The sequence below is a fragment of the Bradyrhizobium sp. 27S5 genome, from assembly GCF_037217225.1.
Classification (GTDB): Bacteria; Pseudomonadota; Alphaproteobacteria; order Rhizobiales; family Xanthobacteraceae; genus Bradyrhizobium; species Bradyrhizobium septentrionale.
Genome location: NZ_CP147714.1, coordinates 1111144 through 1131247 on the forward strand (window position 1 = coordinate 1111144; position 20104 = coordinate 1131247).

Below are 20104 nucleotides of genomic sequence, written 5' to 3' on the forward strand. Positions count from 1 at the left end.
GCGTCAGAGCGGCGGTAGCAGCAAGCGGGGTGCCGCAGGTAGATCGATCTGGATGACGTCACCAGCCGAGACATCGCCGCTTTCGATCACTATTCCCATGACTCCGGCTCTGAAGAGCGGCCCAGGGTCGTCACTCACAAGCCGTCCCTTCAAGCCGGAGCGAAAGCGATCTATCAGCACGCAAGGAGTTCTCAAGCCGGTGAGACGAATGCGGGCCGATGCTCCGATCTGCAGTTCGGAGTTCAAAGCCAGGCTTTCGAGATCGAGACCGGCGGTGGTGATGTTCTCGCCGAGCCCGCCGGGTCGGATGTCGTAGCCGGCGGCGCGCAGGGCGACGAGCGTTTCGTTCGGCATGAGATGCACCTGACGCAGGTTGGGTGATCGCGGATTTCGCCGCGCCAAATATCGATGCTTTACGAACGGGCCGTAGTGCGCGTCCCCCTCGACGCCATGGCTGGCGACGAGCGTCACTGATGGCCGCGGCACCTTGCTGAACCGATGCTTGCGGTCGATCGAAACGGCGACGACTTCGCCGCGAGGCGCCCCGCCGTCCGGCGTCATGCGGCGTGCGCCGCGAAATGGCGCTTCCGCTTCAGGTGCCGCATGAATTCGCCGAGCGGCATTGCGTTCAGGACGCGGTCTGCAGGGACGCCGCCTTTGCGGGCCATCTTCACGCCCCAATGCATGTGGTCAAGCTCCGCAATGGAATGGGCGTCGGGGTTGATGCTCAACATGCAACCGAGATCGAGCGCGGCCTGATGCCAGCGCCAATCCAGGTCTAGACGCCACGGATGCGCGTTAATCTCGACGGCAACATCGTGCCGGGCGCAGGCCCGAAGCACCGTCTCGACGTCGATTTCGTAGCCAGGGCGGCGCTGCAGTTGGCGGCCCGTCATGTGGCCGATGATGGTAGTGTAAGGGTTCGCAACCGCCCGCAGGAGGCGCTCTGTCTGCGCCTTTCGGTCGAGCTTGAAGCGGCCGTGGATGCTGGCGACGACGAAGTCGAACCGTTCCAAGACGTCCTCCGGATAGTCGAGCGAGCCGTCGGCGAGAATGTCGGACTCGATCCCCTTCAATATTCGGAAGTCCCGGCCGTAGCGCTTGTTGAGCCGGTCGGCCTCTTTGTGCTGAAGGTCGATCTCCTCGACGGATAGACCGCCTGCGTAGTGCGCCGATTTGGAGTGGTCGGCGACCCCGAAATACTGAAACCCTCGGTCCAGCGTCGCCTTCGCCATCGTCTCAAGCGTCTCGGTGCCGTCCGAGGCGTCGGTGTGGCAATGGAGGATGCCCTTCAGGTCGGCGTCGGCGATGATTTCCGGCAGCTCGTTCTTCAACGCCCGTTCGATCTCGCCTCGGCCCTCCCGGAGTTCCGGTTCGATATAGGGCAGACCGAGCGCGCGGTAGATATCCTTCTCCTCGGCGGCGACCGCGCCGAGGCCTTTGTGCAGCCCTTCCGGATCTAGCCGCAAACCCTTGGCGGCCGCAATAGCTCGCAGGCCTTCCAGATGCGCGGCGGATCCGGTCGCAAAGAGCAGCGCGGCACCGAAGCGCTTGCGCTCGACGATTCGGACCTTGAGGCCTTCTGTGGTCGCGTCCTCGTCGCTTTCTTCGGAGACAGACCTCTCGGCTACGATCGACATATCCCCGACGAGCTCGCAGCCTCGGCGAAAGTCACCGGCGATGGTGATGCGCTTGAGTTTCGGATGCGCGGCCTTCAGAGATGCGGCTCCGTTCTGCAGCAATGCCGCTGCGCGATGGATATGCAGCCTGCCGGCGCCGCTTCTCGCGATCGCGAGGTTCTGCAGGATCTTCGTTTGCAACGCCGCCCCGAGGCCTTTGGCCTTCCTGATGCGATCGTCCTTGGCTGCGGCTTCGAGTTCGGCGATCGAGGAGATGCCGAGGTCGTTGTGGAGGCGTAGCGCCTTCTCCGGCTTCAGTCCCGGTACGGAAAGTAGTTCAAGCACGCCGTCCGGCACCTCCTTGCGGAGTTTTTCCAGGCTCGGATGGGTGCCCGTTCGATGCAGCTTGGCGACGATGTCGGCGATGGCGTCCCCGATCCCCGGGACATCTGTCAGCCTGTCCTCGGCGACGATCCTATCCAGCGGCTCGACGAGCGCGGCGACGCTGTCCGCGGCCCGCGCATAGGCCTTCGCGCGGTAGGGATTGCCACCGCGCAACGCGGTGCGCCGCGCGTACTCCCTGAGAAGCTTTGCGACCTGCTGCGCGCCCGTCTTGGCCACCGGCATGCTTCCTCTACTTCTCCAGCCGGCGGATGGTCTTAATGGCATGCTTTGGGCCCCGCCAGCCCAGGAACCTGAGTGCCTTGTTCTCGAGCGCATTGGTCGCGCGGAAGAACTCCTCGAGCTCTTCGCGCGCACGCGATGGCAAATCGCGAACGTCCTTGAGGTCGGTCTCCAGCGGTGACCGATCTGGGACCGCGAACACGCGGTCGTTCCGCTCGGTCTTGCCTCCGGATTTCTGTTCGACTTCGAGGACGCCGACGGGCCGGCAGATGAGTACAACCCCCGGATAAGTCTTGGCCTCGTGAACGATCAGCACGTCGAGCGGGTCGCCGTCCGGCGCCTTTGTGGAAGGAATGAAGCCCCAGTCGTACGGATAGCTCAGGCCCGCCATCAGCGGCTTTGCGAGCATGAAGACCCCGAGCTTCGTATCGAGATCGAGCTTGCACGTGCTTCCGCGCGGCGTCTCCACGACGGCATGGATGTACTCGCCATCGGCCCAGGTCGGCAAATTCAGAAGATCGGCCATGTCATGCCCCCGGTGCCGCGCCGATCGTATCGGCCATCCGAGCGCCTCTCGCCCCGAGCGGCTTCGGCGATCCGGTCGTCGTGTCCCGCGCGGTCTGATGCTCCATCTCGGCGTCGATCTCCGCTCCCAAGAGCACGACGATGGCCGAGATCCAAAGCCAGGTCATGAAGCCAATCACGGCGCCGAGCGAACCGTAGGTCTCGTTGAACTTCCCAAAGTTCGCGGCGTAGAACGAGAACAGGCCGGAGACGGCCAGCCACAGCAGGGCGGCGATGGCGCTGCCCCAGGTAACCCATCGCCACCGCGCGGTCTCGCGGTCGGGTCCGTAACGGTAGATCACGGCGAGCGCGAAGGCGAGCAGGAGGTACATCGCCGGCCACCGGCCGATGCGCAGCAGCAAGTCGCCGGCGTCGGAAAGCCCGACGTATTGCAGCGCGACCGGCACGACGACGATCGAGCCGAGGGCGGCTAGGATGAACGCGACGCCGCCGATCGTGAAGCCGAGCGAGATGGCATTGAGTTTGAAGAATCCACGACTATCTTCCTCGCCGTGTACGATATTGAGCGTGTCGAAAAGGGATTTCATCGCGGCATTGGCGCTCCAGAGCGATGTCGCAAGTCCGATGAGGAACGTCACGCCCAAGGTCTGCGACCCTTTCGAAGTTACCCGGGTGAGCTGCTCCCGCGCGATGTCGATGGCGCCGCTGGGCAGAAACCCTGCGGCCTGATCGAGATGCTTCGCGATTGTCGCGGGGTCGGAGAAAAGGCCGTACAGAGCGACGAGGGCCGCGATCGCCGGAAAGATGGCGAGGATGCTGTAATAGGTCATGCCGGCCGCGAGTGCGAGCACCCGGTGCTTCGAAATGTTGTCGTAAACCCGCAGCAGAATGTCCTTCCAACCGCGCAGCGGAATCTCCGACGGCGTCGTCGCCCCGCGGCCTCGATCGGCGACGCTGTCCGCTGCCGCGGACACACGGTCGTCCGGCTCGGCTCGTTCGAACGGAACGGCCTGACTGTGCTTGGATGGCGGGAATAGATAGTCGATTGCGACGGCAACGGCCAGCAGCGCTGCCAAGGAAAAAATAGGCCATCCGGCATCCGACGACCGGACGGGCGGCTTCGGTGTTCTGGATCTATCGATCATCGATCTGAAAGGATGATTCCGGTTTCCAAAACAAGCCGCGGCAGGGTAGATCGTTCCTTCGGTGTCCTCGCAGGAACGAACCCGATTGTCGATGCCGACCGCAAAGGCGGTGCCGGCATTCATGCGCAGGGGGCGGCCGATGTCGATCGCCGATTTCAAGAATGAGGTTTCCGCCTTTCTGCCGGAGAAGTTCTTTGGCGGGCGATTGGAAGGGTAGGCCGTCTTCGAGCGCTCCTCGTTGCGCATCTGGATGTGGACGAAGTACCCGTCGACTTGGTTTCGTAAGCCACCCGATCGGGACGGCACTTCTCGTCGGCGTCACTAGAGCAGGCTCTACGAAATCGGGGAAGATCGCTTTGACGTCGAGCTCGGACTTCCGACGCGCGAACGTCACGCAACAACTCCACGCAACATACCTTGGGCTTACCGCTTCGGCATGGGACGTCTATCCTCAGCTGAAGGCCGAAAAAGGAGCTGTCTCAATGCATCATGGACAAAGTAAAGCAGATGGCCGCACGCAACGTTCTGGACATCATCGCGCTGCCTAGCCGGTCCGATTCTTGGCGCGTTCCGCCGGGTCGTTCTCCCAACCGAATACCGAGCGTCCACCCAGCTCGGGCGATATTGCGCGCTCGCCTGCGATGAATGAACTTAGCGACGGTCCTTCGACAAATCCTTCGAGCCGCCGCGCCTGGGTGTCCAGGTGCTTCAGCGCCTGCATCTCCTCGTCGCGCCCGAGCTTCGCCTTATGGACCGCCGACTTCATCACGCGGATGGTTTCGTCGTACACCTTGATCGGGACAGGGAAGGGATGACGGTCCTTGCCGCCATGCGCCAGCGAGAAGCGAGCCGGATCCTGGAAGCGATAGGGTGCGCCGTGCACGACTTCGGCGACCATGGCGAGCGACTGAACCGTGCGCGCGCCGACCCCCGGCGTCAGAAGCAGTTCGGAGAAGTCCGCGGGACCTCGTTCCGCGGCAGCCGCGAGCGTGCCGTGTAGACGCCGGACGAAGACGTCGCCAGGGCGGACGTCGTGGTGCGCTGGCATGACGAGGTGAGGAAGCGTCGCCTGCAGTGGCTCTTCGCCCGACAAGGACCGAAGTTCGGAAACAATGCCGTCCGGACCGCAGTCTGCAAGTAGTTGCAATTGGGCCGAGCGCGACATCGCGGCGCGCTTGTCAGTGAGATTGACGATCTCGCCCTGAAAGGGGCCGTCGATCGCGCTGTGCGGCTGCTCGACGAAGCTCGTCAGGTCCTCGGAATGCCAATGATAGCGGCGAGCGCACTTTGCTGCCGCCGTTCATGCCCTGCTGCACGACCGTCCATTTGCCGTCGTCGGTCACGATGAACCCATGTAGGTACAGGTCAAAGCCGTCCTGGACTGCAGCGCTGTCCACCTTTGCCACTAGCCGGCTGGCGCGGGTCAGGCGATCGCCGTCGAAACCGGTCCTTTCGCTGAGGCGGCGCAATTCATCCGGCGTTTTCCGTGAATGATGACCGCGGCCGCCGCAGACGTGGATGCCGAGCTCGCCGGACAGGGGGCCCAGCCCGCGCTTGAGCGCGCCGATCACGCTCGTCGTGATGCCGGAAGAGTGCCAGTCCATGCCCATAATGGCCCCGAAGGACTGGAACCAAAACGGGTGGGACAGGCGACGCAAGAACTCGTCGCGGCCGTAATGGAGCACTATCGCCTGCGCGATAACCGCGCCCAGCGAGGACATGCGCGTCGCCAACCACGGCGGCACGCGGCCACCATGAAGCGGAAGGATTGCCGTGCCGGAGCGGTTTCGAATCGAAACCCTAATTGTTGCCAGTATAGCAGGCCAAGCCCGCTCCATCCGTCGGCTAAACGGTTCCCTATCGCACGACTTGGGAACCGAGCCACCCGGCTGGGCTTCTAACCCGGATGGATGCGAAAGCCAGAAAGAGGAGAGAACCACCGTCCGCTTCGCGTGACGGCTTCGTCCAGGTCAGAGGAGCACGGGAGCACAATCTCAAGAATGTCTCGCTCGACATTCCCCGCAACGAACTCGTGGTTTTCACCGGGGTCTCCGGATCTGGCAAGTCGTCGCTGGCGTTCGGAACGTTGTACGCGGAGGCGCAGCGGCGTTATCTCGAATCCGTATCGCCCTACGCGCGCCGGCTATTCCATCAGATGCAGGTTCCCGATGTCGACGTCGTCGAAGGACTGCCGCCGGCCGTCGCGCTGCAGCAGCAACGGGGATCGCCCACGACCAGGTCCTCGGTGGGAAGTGTCACCACGTTGTCGAATCTGCTGCGGATGCTCTACTCGCGCGCCGGCGACTATCCGCGCGGCCAGCCGTTGCTTTATGCGGAATCCTTCTCGCCCAACACGCCGGAAGGCGCCTGCCCCAATTGTCACGGCATCGGGCGGGTCTATCGGGTCGACGAACTTAGCCTGGTGCCCGACGATACGTTGACCATCCGGGACCGGGCGGTCGCGGCCTGGCCGACGGCCTGGCAGGGTCAGAACCTGAGGGACATCCTGGTGACGCTGGGATACGACGTGGACAAGCCGTGGCGGGAGCTGCCGAAGAAGGATCGCGACTGGATCCTCTTCACGGAGGAGCAGCCGACCGTGCCGGTCTATGCCGGATACACTCCCGCCGAAACGCGCCGGGCCCTGAAGAGAAAGGAAGAGCCGAGCTACATGGGCACCTTCACGGGAGCCCGGAAGTACGTTCTCCAAACTTATGCCACCACGCCGAGCGCGATGATGAAGCGGCGCGTGGCGCAGTTCCTGTCGAGCGCCGACTGCCCGGTCTGCAAGGGCAAACGGCTCAAGCCGGAAGCGCTCACCGTCAAATTCGCAGGCTTGGACATCGCCGAGACGTCGCGCCTGCCGCTGAAGAAGCTGGACGCGCTCGTCAAGCCGTACATCGACCGAGCCGAGCAGGACGAGGCTCATCCCGAGAAGGCGCTCGTCGTGCAAAGGATCGCCGAGGATCTCGCGGGACGTCTCGAGGTCCTGCTGGATCTCGGCCTGGGGTACCTCACGCTCGAGCGAAGCACTCCGACGTTGTCTCCGGGCGAACTACAGCGGCTTCGGCTCGCGACGCAGGTCCGATCCAACCTGTTCGGCGTCGTCTACGTTTTGGACGAGCCATCTGCCGGCCTGCACCCGGCGGACACTGAGGCGTTGATGCGAGCGCTGAATCGTCTGAAGGCCACGGGCAACTCGCTGTTCGTCGTCGAACACGAACTCGACGTGGTGCGCAGGGCAGACTGGATCGTCGATGTCGGACCCGCCGCGGGAGCGCAGGGCGGCGAGATACTCTACAGCGGTCGGCTCGCCGGTCTGGCCGAAGTGGAGGCATCGCAGACTCGACGCTTCCTGTTCGGCGACATCGCGGAGCCGACGCGAAAGGTTCGGGAGCCGACCGGCTGGCTGAAGCTGCGGGGCGTGACGCGGAACAACCTCGACGGCCTGGATACCGATCTTCCTCTCGGCGTCCTTACCTGCGTGACCGGCGTCTCGGGATCGGGGAAGTCCTCTCTCGTGAGCCAGTTTCTCGTCGAGGCGGTCGCGGAGCGGCTGGGTCATCGTCGGGAGGCGGATCCGGACGAAGGCGAACTGGAGGAGACGGTGCGGACAATGGGCGGCGAGATCGCCGCAGGCCTGGATCGGGTCAAGCGGCTCGTCGTCGTCGACCAGAAACCGATCGGACGGACGCCGCGGTCCAATCTGGCAACCTACACCGGGCTGCTCGATCACGTACGCAAGCTGTTCGCCGCGACGAAGCAGGCGCGCGCAAGGCGATACGACGCTGGGCGGTTCTCGTTCAACGTCGCCAAGGGCCGCTGCGAGACCTGCGAGGGCGAGGGCTACGTTTGCGTTGAGCTTCTTTTTCTTCCCAGCGTCTATACGCCATGCCCGACCTGCAAGGGAGCGCGCTACAATGCGAAGACGCTCGAGATCAAGATCCGCGACAAGTCGATCGCGGACGTGCTGGCGATGACTGTCGATGCGGCCTTCGAGTTCTTTGAAGGCGATGACGCGCTTTCCCGGTCGCTGGGCGTGCTGCGTGAGGTCGGGCTGGGCTACATCCGGCTCGGGCAGTCGGCGACCGAGCTCTCCGGAGGCGAGGCGCAGCGCGTCAAGCTCGCCACCGAGCTGCAGCGAGCGCAGCGCGGCGGGACGCTCTACGTTCTTGACGAACCGACGACCGGCCTCCACCCGTCCGACGTCCGGAAGCTGGACAGGCAGCTTCAAGGGCTTGTCGACGCCGGCAACACCATCGTCCTGGTCGAGCACGACATGTCGGTCGCTGCGAACAGCGATTGGATCGTCGATGTGGGCCCTGCAGCAGGCGATGAAGGTGGCCGCATCGTGGCGTCGGGGCCGCCGAAGCAGGTCGCACTATCCGGAAGTCCGACAGCGACGTATCTGGCGAAGGCACTCTAACTGCAAGTCGAACTCCGTGCCAGCGACAACGTGGCGTGGCCTTGGGAGCGGATCGTAGGCGACATCAGGCGATGATGGCGACGCGAAAAGTCATTGCAGGTTGTTCGCGTCCCGTTTGCGGGCACCTCCCTGGTGACCGAAACGATTGATCTGGAACACGCTCGCGTGCCACCATGGAACCCGCCGCCGTCGCAGGCTTTAGCTCATTGGGCACCACGACCGAGGCCATCCGATGTTTCAAGGATTCATATTCGATGTGGAGGGAACGCTCGTCGACAGCGTGCCGCAGAACCTCCGCAGCCTACAGGACGCGCTCGATAGGTCGGGATATCGCGTCCCGATTCAGACGCTTCAGCTCTATTCGGGGCTCGACGGCGACCAGACGCTGCAGCTAGCGGTTCCCGAAGCATCTCCGGATGAGCGCCGAGCGATCTTGAAGGACCAGGGCTCGATCTATGAACGTAACTATCTGCCGAGCGTGAAGCCGTTCGAAAGCGTCCGCGATGTATTCAGGATCCTGACCGAGCAGGGCAGCCGCGTCGCGCTTGCTACCGACTGCAAAGGTATCGCTTTCAAGCGCTACATGGCGCTCGTGAACGCCGACGACTTCATCGCCGCGACCGCTTGCGGCGACGACGTGGAGTACGGAAAGCCCGACCCGCGCCTGGTCGGGATGGCCTTGCGTAAGCTCGGCATTCAGGGCCCGCAGGCAGTCATGGTCGGAGATACGCCGTACGACGCCGGAGCCGGGCTTGAGGCCGGTACGAAAGTCGCCGCCGTTCTGACCGGGGGATTCGCCGAGAAGGTGCTCAACCAAGCCGGCTGCTTCGCCGTGGCGCGCGATCTGAAAGCGCTCCTGCCGAGCCTGCTTTTCGGAGAGAGCGGCCCGAAATTGCGCCAATCGGATTGGCTGCGCAGCGCCTAGAAATCCCGGTCCTCGCCGTTGATACGTCCCAGGACGCGCGCGAATTCCCTCGCGTAGGTTTTGCCGGCCGCCCACGCGGGCGACCGGCGTCCGTGCCCGCACTCATCATGCGGCGCGCTGGTTCACGCTCTTGATGGCCATGTCATTGAGCTTCTTGTCCGTCGCCTTTTCCTCGTCCAGATTTTCCTGGAGGACGGATGCGCAGTCGTCGCGGCCAAGCTTCTTGGCCCATGCGATCAGCGAGCCGTAGCGTGTGATCTCGTAGTGCTCGACGGCCTGGGCGGCCGCGATAAGGGCCGCATCGAGGACCGTCTTGTCGTCGACGTCGCCCGCCACGTCGCTCGCTTCCTCGAGGATGCCGTCGATGGCGGGGCAGTTCACGCCCTTGGCTTCGACGCCGTGCATCTTGAACACCTTTTCCAGCCGGGTGATCTGGTTCTTGGTCTCCGCGAGATGGGTCTCGAAGCCGTTCTTCAAGGATTGGTCGCTCGCCTTCTCGATCATGTCCGGCAGGTTCTTCGCGATCTGCTGTTCGGCGTAGTAGATGTCCCGCAGGGTGTGCACGAAGAGGTCGTTCAGCGTCTTGATGTCTTTGGTGAAAAAACCCATGGATGTCTCCCATCATTGAATGGCCGCACGGCAAACCACGGGGAATGGGAAGTGTTCCTAATCGGGCGCTCCGTGTCCGCGGCGAGCGGTTCTCTTGGTCATTCTCGGTCGGTTCCGCTTTTGCCAAATTCCGGAAGAAGCGAACCAGTGCTTGCCCCGGTCGTTGTTGGGGGCGTCGCGAAGTCGCGCTCCCGCTATAGGAACCGTCGCGGCTCTGAACGGGTTGTCGGCGGCCGCATGCTGAAAGGAGCCGTCATGGAAAGTACCCTCATCGTCGAATTCGCCAGCCGACGGGCCGCGGAGCTCGCGGTCGAGCACGTGGTGCAGGAATGCGGCGTGCCGAGAAGCGATGTGTTCGTGCAGCCGACCGGGGCCGACAATACCGCCGGCAAACGTCCGGCCGGCGCCGATGTGAAGTCCTCGCCGGAGCCCGGGGAGGGCGGCAAGCTCGAAGGTACGATCGAGGTGTCGGTCGACTTCCATGATGAAGACACGAAGCAGGTGACCGAGGCGCTCAAATCCGCCGGCGCCAAGACCGTGCGGATGAGGTGAGACGCGGCCCATGCCCGACTATCCCAAGCCGCCATATCCCAATCAGCGCCAGCCGATGCCGGGCTCGACCGCGAAGATGGATCCGCGTCCGGACCACGGCGAGACCAGCTACAAGGGTTCTGGGCGTCTTCAAGGCAAGCGCGCCATCGTCACCGGTGGCGATAGCGGCATCGGTCGGGCGGTCGCCATCGCTTTCGCTCGCGAGGGCGCGGACATCCTGATCGCCTATCTCGATGAGACGGAAGACGCCAGGGAAGTCGCCGACCTCGTTGAGAAGGAGGGACGCAACGCCGTCCTGGTGGACGGCGACCTTCGCTCGGCCGACCATTGCCGTGCGGTCGTCGACCGCGCCGTCAGGGAGCTCGGCGGCGTAGACATCCTCGTCAACAACGCCGCGCACCAGGCGACCTTCGCCGACATCGGCGACATCAGCGATGAGGAATGGCGCATGACGTTCGAGGTGAACATCCACGCGATGTTCTTTCTCGCAAAGGCGGCCGTTCCGCATATGAAGCCCGGCGGCGCCATCATCAATACGGCTTCGGTGAACTCCGACATGCCGAACCCACTCCTCCTGGCCTACGCGACGACGAAAGGGGCCATCCAGAACTTCACCGGCGGACTGGCGCAGATGCTGGCGGAGAGGGGCATCCGCGTAAACGCGGTCGCTCCCGGCCCGATCTGGACGCCGCTCATTCCTTCGACGATGCCTGAGGAAGCCGTGAAGAACTTCGGCAAGCAGGTGCCGCTCAAACGGGCCGGCCAGCCGGCGGAGCTCGCCACAGCGTACGTGATGCTGGCCGATCCTTTGTCGAGCTATACCTCGGGCACCACTGTCGCGGTGACCGGAGGCAAGCCCTTCATCTAGGAATGGCGGGGATCAGGCATCCAGTGACGCCGGACGAGCGCTACTTCGTCGTGAAGGAAAGCTTTGGCGCCTCAGCGATCCCGGTATCGAAGCGGGGGCGTCTTCTCCGAACCCTCATGGAAGCGCGCCATGCTGTGAAGGACGCCAAGAGCGCCGGGACCGCAATGCAGAGCTGGAAGGTCACCGACGGGTCGACGAAGCGAAGCGCGCCCTCGGCGAGGGTGGCCCCGTTTGGTGGGACGACGGCGCGCCCGACTTCAACCGCCACGCCGTGAAGAACACGCCACACGCCGGTTGGTACTCGAAGCAGCGATCGGATTGATCCGCGGCGCGCTAAGCCCCCGGGATTCGTCTGCGTAGCGGCGCCATTGTCGGAAATAGAGAGCCCCGCATCGTCATAGGAGCATTTCGACGATCATCGGCGCGCCGCACGGCAACGATGGGTGTTCGAGAACGCGGCCAAAAGCCAGAGGGCGCGCTGCGACGGAGGCGCACAGCGAAATTCAGATATTCGCCACAAATGTTGCCCACATCCCAGCCAAGCCAAGGACAAGGGCCGCTGCATGATCCGACATTCACTCGATGTACTGCGTCAACGCTATGTCGTTGAAAAAAGACCCCTTGAGGCGAACGTCGAGCAGGTCTTGCGCGCCGACAGCCGCGCTGGAGCGCGCGCTATCCTGGCCTTGATCGACAAGCGGCGTTTCGAGAACCGATCGGAGGGACAACGCCTTCGCAAAATGCTTCGCTTCGAGACGTCCCTCTGGGAGAGCGGTCACCATGCCGTCGCTGGGGTAGACGAGGCCGGAATGAGCCCGCTCGCCGGGCCGGTCTCGGCTGCCGCCGTGATCTTGAAGCCCGGCACGCGGATAATCGGTATCGACGATTCGAAGAAGCTCGACGCTGCGGCCCGTGAGCAACTTGCGAAGGAGATCAAGGAGAAGGCTGCAAGTTGGAACGTGGCATTCGTCGAAGTCGAGGAGATTGATTCGATCAACATCTATTGGGCAGGTTTGCAGGCGATGCAGCGGGCGGTCCAAGGGCTGGGTTCGACGCCGCAGCATTTGCTGATCGACGCGAAGCGGTTGAAGGAGATAGCCATCCCCCAGCAGGCGATCATCAGAGGCGACGCCAAATCTGCCAGCATCGCAGCCGCTTCCATCCTTGCGAAAGTCGAGCGCGATGCGGTGATGCGGATACTCGACGCGCGTCATCCCGGCTATGGCTTCGCCGAGCACAAGGGCTACCCTGTGCAGGCGCACTATGAGGCGCTTGCCAGGCTTGGCGCATGCGCAGTCCATCGACGGTCGTTCGGGCCCGTACGTCAGGCTCTCGGCTTGCCGCCCCTTCCGCCGTGGCCCTCGGCTCCCGAGCGCGCTGCCGGCTGAATCGTGGTCCGGACGGGTCGTCCAGCAGCCTGGTTTCGCGACCGTGTCCTTTCCCGGACGATGTCCTCCGCCTTCTTATCGGTCCGAAGTCCGAGATAGACGGGTTGGCGCAATTCCCCCTTGCTGGTCCATTCCGCGAACTTCACTTCGGCTACCAGCGACGGCCTGATCCAAGTCGTGGCCGCCTCGTCCTTCACCTTGTCCCGAAAGGGCGATTTCGCCGCTATCAGCCTCACCATTTTCGCATGTAGTTCTCTGAGCGTCTCATGGCTGAAGCCGGTACCGACATGACCGATGTAACGCCAGGCGCCAGCTTCCCTCACGGCTAGAACCAGCGCACCGAAGTGCGGTCTTGTCCGCTTCGGCGCGGTAAAGCCCGCGATCACGACCTCCTGCCGCTGCGCGGTCTTGATCTTCAGCCAATCGGATGTTCGGCCTCCCGACGCATAGGGGCTGTCGGAACGCTTCGCCATGATGCCTTCGAGGCCTTTGCGCTCGGCCTCAGCGAAGAACTTCTTGCCGGTTGCTTTGCGATGTCGACTGAAGGCAATCAGCCTGTGCCGTGGCAGGATAGCCTGGAGGCGCTTCTTGCGTTCGAGCAGAGGCAAGTTTCGCAGATCCTCTCCGTTCGCGAACATGAGATCGAAGGCGCAGTACAGGAGCTTCGCCTCATGACGCAATGCGTTCTGGAGCAGCTGGAAGTGCGACACGCCGTCCTTTCCGATGGCGACGAGCTCCCCATCGATCACGGCGTCGCCCTTGACGCCTTCGAGGGCCTCGGCGACCTCGGTGTAGGAGCGGCTGATGATCTTTCCGTTGCGGCTGTAGAGCGCGACGCTCCCGCGCCGGCCCCGCGACCATCCGGAAGCCGTCGTACTTATCCTCGAAGACCCAGTCCGGATCGTCGAAGGCGCCATCCGTGAGGGTGGCGAGCATCGGCTGCAAGCGCTTGGGCAGTGTGGACTTGCGGCTCATCTCCGGGCAGAGCGCGGATCGAAGAGCGGAGCGGCGGGTGGGCCAGCGCGCTTCGGTCGCGAGGACGAAGCGGACGGCTTTGGATCGTGGCAAAGCCCGATCCAAGACGCCAGAATGTTCAATACGCGCGTCCGGACGGAGACGAATCCTTTCCAGAGCTTCGCGAACCAAGGGATCATCAAGAGTTTCGGCTTCACGACGACGAAAAGCCGCTCCACGACCAGAAGGCTGAAAGCGTAGCAGGCGACGATCATCGCCCGTCCCCGTTATCCAATGCCCCTTGCCGGCCACCGCCACGGCAACGAGCTTCAGTGGCTCAACGGTCGCGGTCGGGAGCGCCAGGAGAAACAGCGATGGGTAGGGACCCAGTCCTTCGATCGTGCGTCGTAAGCTCATCTGCTGAACGCTCCTTCTCCAGGGGATGTTCCGAAGCTGGAACATCCTCCATCTGCAGCCGTTTAAGCGTGAGGCGTCCGAAGGGTACTGCTGATATGCACGTGAACAAGGAAGACCGCAGCGAGAATACCCTGGAGTCCTTGCGCTTGGAGGCCGAGGTCAAGGCTTGGCGGAAAAGGCGGGCGCTGCAACCACTTTCCACGAGTGGCAACGTAGCCGTTGTCCGGATCCGCCGGCGCGGGCGGTCGGCGTCATGGTCCGGTCCGTCGGTGGACCGTCCGCTCGTCGCCGCGCAGCGTTAGCGTCCGACCCGAGCGCCGCAGATGACAGCATCGGTAAAAGCAGGTGCGAAAAGACCGAACTCGCACAAGCCGCGCGTCGTTGTCCCTCCCGCGGGCGAGCAGAAGCCGCTTCCGCTGGGACCGAGCGCCCGCATGAACGCCAGGGTCGTGTTCGCGCTCATTCTGGTAGTCTTGGCATTGTGGACGGCCTGGAGCTTCCTGCCGCCGCTGATTTGGGCCACCATCCTGGCCGTCGCGCTGTGGCCCCTGTATCTGACGTTCGCTGGGCGATTTATGTCGGGTCCATCCGCGGCGGCGGCGTTCGTCTTTACGGTTCTCGTCGCACTGATCCTGATCACCCCGATTTCGCTCGCCATCTATACTATTGCCCAGCAGAGCGACCTCCTGATCGATTGGATGAAGAGAGCCCGCGAAGGCGGAATCGAGGTACCGGACTGGGTCGCGCGCCTGCCCTTCGCCGCCGAAAGCACGCAGCAGTGGTGGCGCGCCAACCTATCGGACCCGAAGGCTGCGACGGCCTGGCTGAAGTCGCTCAACGCCGACAACGTGTCCGATCTTTTCACGACGTTCGGCGGTCAGCTGATCCACCGCCTCTTTATGCTGTTCTTTTCGCTGCTGGCCTTGTTCGCCCTGCTGAGCCATGGCCGAGCGGTTGCCAGCCGTGTCCTCGAGACTTGCGACCGTCTTTTCGGTGAAGCGGGAGAAGGCCTCGTCGAGAAGATGGTGGACGCGACGCGTGCGACCGTGAACGGAACGGTGCTGGTGGCCGTCGGCGAGGGGCTGGCGATCGGCGCCGCCTATTTCGTGGCCGGGGTGCCGAGCGCGCTGACGTTCCTGATATTTACGATTGCGTTCGCGATGATCCCGTTCGGCGCGTGGCTGGCGTTTACGGTGGCGGCGATCGTGACGATATCGGGAGGCGGCAGCGGCATCGCGGCCGCGGGCGTGTTTCTCTGGGGCTCGATCATCATGCTTGCGGGCGATCATTTCGTCTGGCCGACCTTGGTCAGCGGTTCTTCGAGGCTTCCGTTTCTGCTCGCCTTCGTCGGAATCTTCGGCGGTCTGGCCGGCTTCGGCCTGATCGGTTTGTTCGTCGGACCGGTCATCATGGCGGCGCTTTTGGCAATGTGGCGGGAGTGGATATTCCGCCCTACGCCGCAAGCCTGAGGACGTGAGAGGGATGGCCAGTAAGCCGAAGACATACGTGGCCTTGCCCGGGTTCTACGACCAGGCGATCGCCGCGCCATCGATGAAAGCGGCCTTGGAAGCGTGGGGAGCCGACAGCAATCTCTTCCATCAGGGCGTCGCCAAGGAGACCTACGATCCGGAGATCGTCGCGGCGACCATGGCTCAATCCGGCGTCATTCTGAAGCGCCCTGTCGGCTCCAACGCGGCGTTCGGTGACTTCCGCCCTTCCTACCGATCTGGGTCGTCGCGAGAGAGCGGAAGCTGCGCGCTTCGATCGGTCAAATGTCCGTGGCGGGGTCGCCGCCGGTGACTTTCGAGACCGGGAATAAGAGCGTTCACGGTGATGTTGTGCTCGCCGAGTTCGATCGCGGCCGACTTCATCAGACCAAGAATGCCCCATCTCGCGGCGTCTTCAGAGGAGCAGGCGCTCGGACCATCTGATGCCCAGCATCGAAATCGTCTGGACAGGGCAGCCGGCCGTGCGCTGAGCTTCTTATAGTATCCGCCTATGCGAAAACAGAACGCCATATTGATACCAGCAAAAATACCAGCAAAATGGACAGCTGAAGTGAATTTTTACGTGTGTTTTCAGCTGCGTCCTGAAAATTTTTCGAAAATCCGGAATCGAACCAGGAGCTTAAGTGATTGTTATTATTACAAATTTTCACGTGGTGCCCCTGGCCGACAACCGCCTAATACTATAACTATCTGAATCCGCATAAATTTTTATAGTCGAATGTTGCCAATACCAACAGAAATACCAACAAGCAGACGGGCCGTATCAGCTGGCAAAAAAGAGCAGGCTCCCCCGGCAGCAGGGCTGGCACCATGCCGTTCCGGTCTTCAATGTCGCGACCGGAATCGAACCTGGCGATGAATCGAAATGCCGGTGGCTGGGACGACTTCGGGGCGGCTCTATTGCCTGGGCGCGAGACCGACACCAAATGCGCTGATCGTGCGGCGCTGATCCGCGATGCTGGACTTCCAATGACGATGGCCTGCCAATGTCCAACAACACACAGAACGCGGGGCTGCGGGCACGGACTGCGATACTGCCTCGGCGGCGACCATTGGGCGCACGGCTTCCACTCGACCGCGTCGCCCACTGCTCAACGAGGAGGGCGCGTTCGACGGCGATGTAGTGGAAGCCCAACTCGCCCACTACACTGAGAAAGTAGCGCTGGTGGCGCGATGAGGTGGTGCGGCGCCGCCTTGGCAGAGGCCGACAAGATCCTCGGCATCTATAACTGTGCTGCCTATTGGGCCGGACGCGTGCGTTTGATGCAGCGTTGCACTGATCGCCTCGACAGCCTGCGCGACGGTGCGCCTGCCGTCCCGCTGCGCAGATCGGCGGTCTAGCTTGCTCTCGCTTCGACCCTCGGCAGCGAAGCGTGATATTCATCCACGCTGTCGAGATCGATCATGGTCTTACCTCCCATCTTGTACGCTCTGATCCTCTCGTGGGCGATCAGCTCATAAGCCTTAGTCTTTCCGAATTTGCCATAGCGGCAACCATCCTTGAACTCGACGAGCCGGCGCCGCTTGTTGTTATCATTGTCAATCATGGTTTCTGCGTGTGCTTCGATGATTTCCGCCACAATCGGATCAAGTCCCGCTGAGCGAGATCGGCATAGGAATTTCCATGGCGCGACCTTGGTGTCGGCGCGGGCTTACCAGGAAGGCATTGCTTTTGTGGTAGCTGATGAGGTTCATGCTGACTTGTTTTGACGCCAGCTGCGCGCAGCCCAATTGCCCGGATGCGTCGATCTATGTCGCCTACGGTGCCAAACAAAAGGCTCTCTGATGCCGCGACTAACTCCTGCGCGCTATAGCGTACAAATCGGACAGACCGGATGCGCTGTTGGCAAGTTCGTAACACGCCGTCCCCGTGCTCACTTGGCCCCGTGTGCAAAGAAAAGACGAAAGTCGGCGTGAAGGCGCGCGAGCGCCCGGCCCGGGGCCTTTTGAAACGTCTGGACGCCGCGCTCGTCGCGGATGAATTCTGCAGCACTGGTGGTTATACCCGCCGCTAGCAGCGCATTAATGCGTGATTGAACCTCGGGCAGGGGCCGAATCTCTCCGGCATCAAATCGCCGGCAAACCTGACATCATGAGCGAGTTCACGCATCGGACCAGCCTATAGGGTCAACCGATGGAGAGTTGCGCCTCAATGCGGCTGTGCTAGTACGCCCGCTCTCGAATCGAGGAGCTAAAAGTGGCGAAGAAGGCAAAGAAGACGGCTACGAAGAAGAAACCTGTGCGTCGCGAATACACAAAGGCTGACGTAAAGGAGCTGCGCGCTCATTCGAAAGCCAAGACTCCGGTTGCAAAAATTGCGAAGCTCACAAAGCGCTCCGAAGGCTCACTCCGCCAAAAGGCGCTCAAGCTTGGAATCCGGCTTGGTCACCAGCGCTAGAAGGCGGCATCATGATGCTCTTCAATAGAGTGTTGCCGCATTGACGGCTCCCTCGATCGCAAGGCTTAGATAGGTGTCCGACTTCTCGTCCCATCGCTCAGCGTAGGCAAACGGACCGGGAAGCGTACCGCCCACGGCAGCCTGCACGGCCTTGACCAGAACCTCCTGATTCTCTAGCCGCGGCAGGTAGACATAGCGATTGAGGTACTCGCGGAGGTCCTTAAGTGCAGGCGGGCAGAGGCTAAACCCCGGCCCAGACCGCGGAATGGTGCCCGAAGAACCTGCACCGTGGCTGCAGCTGACTATGTCGGCACGGCGGCTCTTCCTGGGTTGCGCCGCCTGAAGCCGATGCGGTAAAACAAACGCGGATTTCGAGATCAGCGATGGTACTCGTAATTCACGCTGACGCCGAAAGCGACGTGGCACGCTCAGCTCAGGGTCTCCGCTCAAGCCGAAGTTCACCAAAACCAAGCCCAAGTGGAGAAACCGAAGATGAAAGCACCCGTCAGCAAACCGCGCAATCACATCCGTAGCACGATGCGTTCGACGGTTCGAAAAGGTTTAGCAGCACTTACGGCACTGGGGACCCGAAAGGGTTGAGCGTTGTCACGCCAGCTTCTTGCTACGTGAAGTACCTGTTACCAAGCTGATACCCCACCAGTTTTAGGCCCCGGTCACCCGGGGCCTTTTGCTTTGTGGTCGTCAGTCTGCCTTGGGCCACTCGAAGTCGAGCTTGTTGGCCCATGACTCCAGGATGAGGTCGGAGAAGCCGCCGCCCTTCTTGAACCACATGGTCGGGCGACTGCGGACGCTGGTCAGCTCCACCTTGTAGTAGATGCTGTTCAGGTCGCGCGTGAAAAACTGGTTCAGGTTCTCGGCGTTTGCGCGGGTGTAGCAGGAGGCAAGATCCTTCAGTTTGTGTCTGAATACGGCGAGGAGTTCCTCGACGTCCTGGAGAATGATGACCGCGACATTGCGCTCTTGTACTGACATGTCGGCGATGAAGTACAGAGCCTCGTCGCCGTAGCCATCTGGCGCAACCGACGCCAGCTTGCGGTGGATCGTCTCCAGATCCCTGATGGCGTTATAGTCCTTCACGACAGCGGTGTGGCCGGTAAATGAACCGAAGGTATGGTCCCGGGTCTCGATCGCGTCCTTGCCTCGCCCTTTGAGCCGGCGGGTCCGTAGTAGTCCGACTCGTCCTCGGTCGACTCGTTGCGGATGATTTCGGTCAGGGTGAGCTGATCGCCGTGCTGATGCTTCATCCTGCGAAGCAGCTCATGGACTTGGGGGAGGCTGGTCCTAAACTTCCGATAGGCCCGCGTCGCCTCCAGGGCGACCGGCTTCAGCTTCTCCAAGATGGCCAACTTCGGAGCCACCAGCGGCAGGTTCGCGAGAAGGTAGTCCTCCTCGAACTTCCTCTTCTCCTCGAACTTCCATACCCTGTCGGCCTCGGCCAAGACGTCGGCGTCGGCGCAGCAGTTGCCGATGAAGGCGCAGCACTGGAGGTCGGGAAACCAGACGAGAGTGCCGGTCAGAAAGCGGTTTGGTGCACACATCGGGCAGGGGCAGAGGTCGCCGTCCGGCCGCCTGGTCCCATTGACCGTGATGAGCTGCCGGAGCTTCCTGAACTTGGCATCCTTCGGGATGCTGTTTCGATACAGGGACTCGATCAGCTCCGGTTGGCCAGTCTCCGTGATCTGCGCCACCGTCTCCTCGATCCAGATACCTGACGGACGGTCCTTGAAGGTCCGCCAGGGTAACACTTTGACTTCAGAACCTTTCGTACCACGCGACTTACGACTGTCTTTGGTCATGAACGCCCCTATGAGAACGAACCCAGAAGACTCCTTTTGTTCTTTGTGTTGAGCCTGCCGGGTTCCAGGAACTCCCGATTCGCATGCCTACAATTAGTACGGTCGCAAGGCGTGTAGCTCAATATGCTGCGCTATCTACCCCCGGTAGTCCCAGCTATCCACAGGGTCAGGTCGCGTGCAGGGCCCCTGTTCGATGGCGGCCATAAGCTCGGCTCCTGTGGAACAGGTCGGTGTTCGAGCCCACCCAACTGTACCACAACAGTTGAATTGCCCCGCATCTCCAGCATCTTACTGATAGACCGAACGTATTTGCGCCGCCTAAAATACAA

Annotated in this window: 16 protein-coding genes and 2 pseudogenes; 8 read left to right on the forward strand and 10 right to left on the reverse strand. The window is 62.3% G+C overall.

Translation table 11 applies throughout. The features are described from left to right. Nucleotides 1-3: 3 nt before the first annotated feature. The 5 genes and pseudogenes from WDM24_RS05435 to WDM24_RS05455 form a co-directional block, all read right to left on the reverse strand. On the reverse strand, nt 4-561 hold the full coding sequence (locus WDM24_RS05435; RefSeq protein ID WP_166299010.1) for an MOSC domain-containing protein: 558 nt from the start codon (nt 559-561) through the stop codon (nt 4-6). Then, a complete protein-coding gene (locus WDM24_RS05440; RefSeq protein ID WP_414645813.1) occupies nt 558-2240 on the reverse strand; it encodes a helix-hairpin-helix domain-containing protein in 1683 nt (560 codons plus the stop codon). Before WDM24_RS05440 ends, WDM24_RS05435 begins: the two co-directional genes overlap by 4 nt. 13 nt (nt 2241-2253) lie before the next feature. Then, a complete protein-coding gene (locus WDM24_RS05445; RefSeq protein ID WP_338830683.1) occupies nt 2254-2769 on the reverse strand; it encodes an inorganic diphosphatase in 516 nt (171 codons plus the stop codon). Between the two features lies 1 nt (nt 2770). Then, complete coding sequence (locus WDM24_RS05450) at nt 2771-3913, reverse strand: YihY/virulence factor BrkB family protein (RefSeq protein WP_338832585.1); 1143 nt, start codon at nt 3911-3913, stop codon at nt 2771-2773. A gap of 544 nt (nt 3914-4457) precedes the next feature. Then, a pseudogene (locus tag WDM24_RS05455) lies at nt 4458-5751 on the reverse strand (DUF763 domain-containing protein). Between the two features lie 68 nt (nt 5752-5819). Between WDM24_RS05455 and WDM24_RS05460 the strand changes: the two are divergent. Together WDM24_RS05460 and WDM24_RS05465 are read left to right on the forward strand one after the other, a co-directional pair. Continuing rightward, nucleotides 5820-8339 (forward strand): excinuclease ABC subunit UvrA, encoded by a 2520-nt coding sequence (locus WDM24_RS05460; RefSeq protein WP_338830684.1) that lies wholly within the window; start codon nt 5820-5822, stop codon nt 8337-8339. A 232-nt stretch (nt 8340-8571) separates the two neighbouring features. Beyond that, entirely contained in the window at nt 8572-9264 is a 693-nt protein-coding gene (locus WDM24_RS05465) for an HAD family hydrolase (RefSeq protein ID WP_338830685.1), read from the forward strand. 105 nt (nt 9265-9369) lie between these two features. Here the strand turns inward: WDM24_RS05465 and WDM24_RS05470 are convergent, their stop codons facing one another. Further along, nucleotides 9370-9873 carry a ferritin-like domain-containing protein gene (locus tag WDM24_RS05470; RefSeq protein ID WP_338830686.1) on the reverse strand — a complete coding sequence of 168 codons (504 nt, stop codon included), beginning with the start codon at nt 9871-9873 and terminating at the stop codon, nt 9370-9372. A gap of 255 nt (nt 9874-10128) precedes the next feature. Between WDM24_RS05470 and WDM24_RS05475 the strand changes: the two genes are divergently transcribed. The 3 genes from WDM24_RS05475 (at nt 10129) to WDM24_RS05485 (ending at nt 12681) form a co-directional block, all read left to right on the forward strand. Continuing rightward, a complete protein-coding gene (locus tag WDM24_RS05475; RefSeq protein ID WP_338830688.1) occupies nt 10129-10425 on the forward strand; it encodes a hypothetical protein in 297 nt (98 codons plus the stop codon). A 10-nt stretch (nt 10426-10435) separates the two neighbouring features. Next, complete coding sequence (locus WDM24_RS05480) at nt 10436-11293, forward strand: glucose 1-dehydrogenase (RefSeq protein ID WP_338830689.1); 858 nt, start codon at nt 10436-10438, stop codon at nt 11291-11293. Nucleotides 11294-11856: 563 nt separating this feature from the next. Then, nucleotides 11857-12681 carry a ribonuclease HII gene (locus tag WDM24_RS05485; protein ID WP_166299002.1) on the forward strand — a complete coding sequence of 275 codons (825 nt, stop codon included), beginning with the start codon at nt 11857-11859 and terminating at the stop codon, nt 12679-12681. A 35-nt stretch (nt 12682-12716) separates the two neighbouring features. Here WDM24_RS05485 and ligD read toward each other — a convergent pair. Further along, nucleotides 12717-13656, reverse strand: a pseudogene (gene ligD, locus WDM24_RS05490) (non-homologous end-joining DNA ligase); the annotation flags it as partial. 830 nt (nt 13657-14486) lie between these two features. On the opposite strand from ligD, the gene WDM24_RS05495 reads away from it, so the two are divergent. Both WDM24_RS05495 and WDM24_RS05500 read left to right on the forward strand, forming a co-directional pair. After that, entirely contained in the window at nt 14487-15521 is a 1035-nt protein-coding gene (locus WDM24_RS05495) for an AI-2E family transporter (protein ID WP_338830690.1), read from the forward strand. Between the two features lie 13 nt (nt 15522-15534). Next, nucleotides 15535-15852 (forward strand): hypothetical protein, encoded by a 318-nt coding sequence (locus WDM24_RS05500; protein WP_414645687.1) that lies wholly within the window; start codon nt 15535-15537, stop codon nt 15850-15852. A gap of 1045 nt (nt 15853-16897) precedes the next feature. Here WDM24_RS05500 and WDM24_RS05505 read toward each other — a convergent pair. Further along, nucleotides 16898-17140 carry a hypothetical protein gene (locus tag WDM24_RS05505; protein WP_338823001.1) on the reverse strand — a complete coding sequence of 81 codons (243 nt, stop codon included), beginning with the start codon at nt 17138-17140 and terminating at the stop codon, nt 16898-16900. Nucleotides 17141-17757: 617 nt separating this feature from the next. Here WDM24_RS05505 and WDM24_RS05510 point away from each other — a divergent pair. Further along, nucleotides 17758-17958 carry a hypothetical protein gene (locus WDM24_RS05510; protein WP_057848204.1) on the forward strand — a complete coding sequence of 67 codons (201 nt, stop codon included), beginning with the start codon at nt 17758-17760 and terminating at the stop codon, nt 17956-17958. A gap of 702 nt (nt 17959-18660) precedes the next feature. On the opposite strand, the gene WDM24_RS05515 is transcribed toward WDM24_RS05510, so the two are convergent. Both WDM24_RS05515 and WDM24_RS05520 read right to left on the reverse strand, forming a co-directional pair. Continuing rightward, nucleotides 18661-19056, reverse strand: coding sequence for a hypothetical protein (locus tag WDM24_RS05515; protein WP_338823006.1), 396 nt, complete (start codon nt 19054-19056; stop codon nt 18661-18663). Further along, a complete protein-coding gene (locus WDM24_RS05520; protein WP_338830691.1) occupies nt 19053-19775 on the reverse strand; it encodes a hypothetical protein in 723 nt (240 codons plus the stop codon). Before WDM24_RS05520 ends, WDM24_RS05515 begins: the two co-directional genes overlap by 4 nt. Nucleotides 19776-20104 lie beyond the last annotated feature (329 nt).